General features: G+C 62.3%; 2 protein-coding genes. Both read left to right on the forward strand.

Features of this window, described 5'->3' with window-relative positions:
• Positions 1-2031 (forward strand): type I secretion system permease/ATPase (locus tag PHW99_RS18400; RefSeq protein ID WP_300181185.1); only part of this gene is annotated, 2031 nt, incomplete at its 5' end.
• Positions 2028-3533 carry an HlyD family type I secretion periplasmic adaptor subunit gene (locus tag PHW99_RS18405; RefSeq protein WP_300181186.1) on the forward strand — a complete coding sequence of 502 codons (1506 nt, stop codon included), beginning with the start codon at positions 2028-2030 and terminating at the stop codon, positions 3531-3533. The genes PHW99_RS18400 and PHW99_RS18405, both read left to right, overlap by 4 nt.
• The last annotated feature ends 3 nt before the right edge of the window (positions 3534-3536 follow it).

The following is a 3536-nucleotide window of genomic DNA, read 5'->3' on the forward strand; positions in this document are numbered from 1 at the left end:
AAAGCCAAACTCAGCACAAGCAGCCCACAGCGCCTGACCCTGACCCCTTTGCCCGCACTGGCGCTGATGCACACGGATGACGGTGGCCTGCGTGTGGTGCTGCTGGCCCAAAGTGATGGCCAGCGGGTGTTGTTCCAGGACGGCACAGGCCGCCCCACCATCGAATCGGTCGAGGTGTTCACCCGCCAGTGGAGCGGCCAGCTCATCCTGATCAGCAGCCGCGCCAGCCTGGCCGGTGAACTCGCCAAGTTTGACTTCAGTTGGTTCATCCCGGCCCTGGTCAAGTACCGCAAGCTGCTGGGGGAAGTGCTCTTGATCAGCTTCATGCTGCAACTCTTTGGCTTGGTCAGCCCTTTGTTCTTCCAGGTCGTTATGGACAAAGTGTTGGTGCACAAGGGCATGACCACCTTGGATGTCTTGGTGATTGGCCTGGTCATTGTGGTGGTGTTCGAGAGCGTCTTGAATGCCCTGCGCGCCTATGTCTTCAGCCACACCACCAGCCGCATCGACGTCGAACTCGGTGCCCGACTGTTCCGCCATCTGGTGCAACTGCCCCTGGCCTACTTCCAGGCGCGCCGCGTCGGTGACTCGGTCGCCCGGGTGCGTGAGCTGGAAAACATCCGCAGCTTCCTCACCGGCAATGCCTTGACGGTGCTGCTCGACGTGTTCTTCTCCATCGTCTTCATCGGGGTGATGTTGTTCTACAGCGTGCCCCTCACACTCATCGTACTGGTCAGCCTGCCGTTGTACTTTGGTTTGAGCCTGGCCGTCGTCCCCATCCTGCGGGCCCGACTCGACGTCAAGTTTGCCCGGGGTGCCGAGAACCAGGCCATGCTGGTGGAAACCGTCACCGGCATCCAGACCGTCAAAGCCAGTGCACTGGAGCCCGCCTTTGGCAAACGCTGGGACAACCAGTTGGCCGCCTACGTCTCGGCCAGCTTCAAAACCCAGAACCTGGCCACGGTAGCGCACGAAGGCGTCAACCTGATCGGCAAGCTGGTCAACGCCGCCACCCTCTGGTACGGTGCCCACCTGGTCATGAACAACGATGCAACGGGTGCCGGTTTGACGGTAGGTCAATTTGTCGCCTTCAACATGTTTGCCCAAAGAGTGTCACAGCCCATCATGCGCATGGCCCAGCTCTGGACAGAGTTTCAACAGACAGGAATTTCGGTCGCAAGATTGGGTGACATCCTCAACACCCGCACCGAAGTGCCGCCCAGCAGCACCGCCCAGTTGCCCCAGTTGCACGGCCACATCACGCTGGATGCGGTCAGCTTTCGCTACCGGCCTGAAGCTGCCCCGGTCTTGAACAACATCAGCCTGGACATCCACCCCGGTGAGGTCATCGGCATCGTCGGCAGAAGTGGTTCCGGCAAAAGCACCCTGACCAAGCTGGTGCAGCGCCTGTACACACCTGAAGGTGGCCGCCTGCTGGTTGACGGCATCGACATCAGCCTGATTGATGCCGCCCAACTGCGCCGCCAGGTGGGTGTCGTCCTGCAAGAAAACCTGCTGTTCAACCGCAGCGTGCGCGAAAACATCGCCATCACCGACCCGGCAGCACCGATTGAGGCCGTCATCAAAGTAGCGCAACTTGCCGGTGCGCACGACTTCATCAGTGAACTGCCTGAGGGCTATGACACCGTGGTCGGTGAACAAGGCAGCTCCTTGAGTGGTGGCCAACGCCAGCGCATCGCCATAGCGCGCGCCCTCTTCACCAACCCGCGCATCCTGATCCTGGACGAAGCCACCAGCGCCCTGGACTACGAGAGTGAGGCCATCATCCAGCAGAACATGGCCCACATCTGCCAGGGCCGCACCGTGCTCATCATTGCCCACCGCCTGAGCGCCGTGCGCCACGCCCACCGCATCATCGTCATGGACAAAGGCCGAATCGTCGAAGCAGGCCCGCATGACAGCCTGGTGAATCACCCCCAAGGCCTGTATGCCTACCTGTGGCGCATGCAGGATGGTGCTCGACCAATGGAAGGGGCAAATGAAGGGATAACAGAAGGGCTGACCGCATGAACACCACTGCCGCAGCCCAACCCCAAACCCAAACCCAACCCCAACCCCAACCCATCCAACCCACCCAATCCCAGCACCCCGCCCGCGAACTGCTCTCCCGCTACCGCGCCATCTTCCAGCACGCCTGGGCCCACCGCGCCGAGCTGGCAGGCCCCACCCGGCTGGCTGATGAAGTCGCCTTCCTGCCCGCAGCGCTCAGCCTGGCTGAGACCCCCGTTCACCCGGCACCCCGGCGCCTCGCCTATGGTCTGATGGCGCTCTTCATCCTGGCCCTGGTCTGGTCTTACTTCGGCCAGGTGGATATCGTCGCCGTGGCCCCCGGGCGCATCATCGTCAGTGAGCGCACCAAGCTCATCCAGCCGCTGGAAGCCAGCATTGTCAAGGCGGTGCGGGTCAAAGACGGTGACCGGGTCAGCGCTGGCCAGGTGCTGGTGGAGCTGGACCCGACCATGGCCAGCGCGGACAGTGCCAGCGTGCAAGAGCAGCTGCACACCCAGGCCTCGGAAATACTGCGTACCCGTGCCTTGCTCAAAGCGCTATCCAATTCGCAGCTATCGGCCCCCGTTCTATCTGGGCTGGAGGCTGATTTTGCATACAAGCCCCAGGCGGCACAGCGCTTGTCCATCCAGGCCCAACTGCAATCCGAGTGGCAAGACATCCGCGCCAAACTGGCCAAGTTGGATGCCGAAGCCAACCGCCACCAGGCCGAGATGGCCACCGTCCAAGCCAGCATCGCCAAACTGGAAGCCACCCTGCCGATGGCCAAGGCGCGTGAGGCGGACTTCACCACCCTGGTCAACCAGGGCTATATCAGCGGCCACGCCACCCAGGACAAAACCCGCGAACGCGTGGAGCTGGAGCGTGATCTGGCCGTGCAACGCGCCCGGCTGGCAGAGGTGCAGTCCACCGCACAGGAGACCGAGCAGGCCAAAGCCGCCTACCGCTTTGAAATCCAGCGCACCTTGAGTGAGCGCCTGGCCCAGGCCACCAGCCGCCACAGCCAGTTGCAAGCCGATGCCGCCAAGGCCAGCCAGCGCCAGCGCCAGACCCAGCTCACCGCGCCCGTGGACGGCATCGTGCAGCAACTGGCCATCCACTCGGTAGGCGGTGTGGTGACCAGCGCCCAGCCCTTGATGATCATCGTGCCAGACAGCCCCACCGTCACCGCTGAGGTGAGTATTGCCAACCAGGACATTGGCTTTGTGAATGCAGGCCAGATGGCGGCGGTGAAGCTGGAGACCTTTGCCTACACCAAGTACGGCACCGTGGAGGCCAAAGTGGATGTGGTCACGGCTGATGCGGTGACGGATGAGAAGAGGGGCAGCTACTACCCGGCCACCTTGACCCTGAGCCAGAAAGACATGCTGATTGATGGCAAGCGTGTTTCCATCAGCCCGGGGATGAACATCACGGCCGAGATCAAGACGGGTAAGCGGCGGGTTATTGAATACCTGCTCTCTCCGGTGCAAAGGGCGGGGAGTGAGAGTTTGCGGGAGCGGTAGGAG

This window comes from Rhodoferax sp. (assembly GCF_028689305.1).
In the GTDB taxonomy this organism is placed as follows: Bacteria; Pseudomonadota; Gammaproteobacteria; order Burkholderiales; family Burkholderiaceae_C; genus Rhodoferax.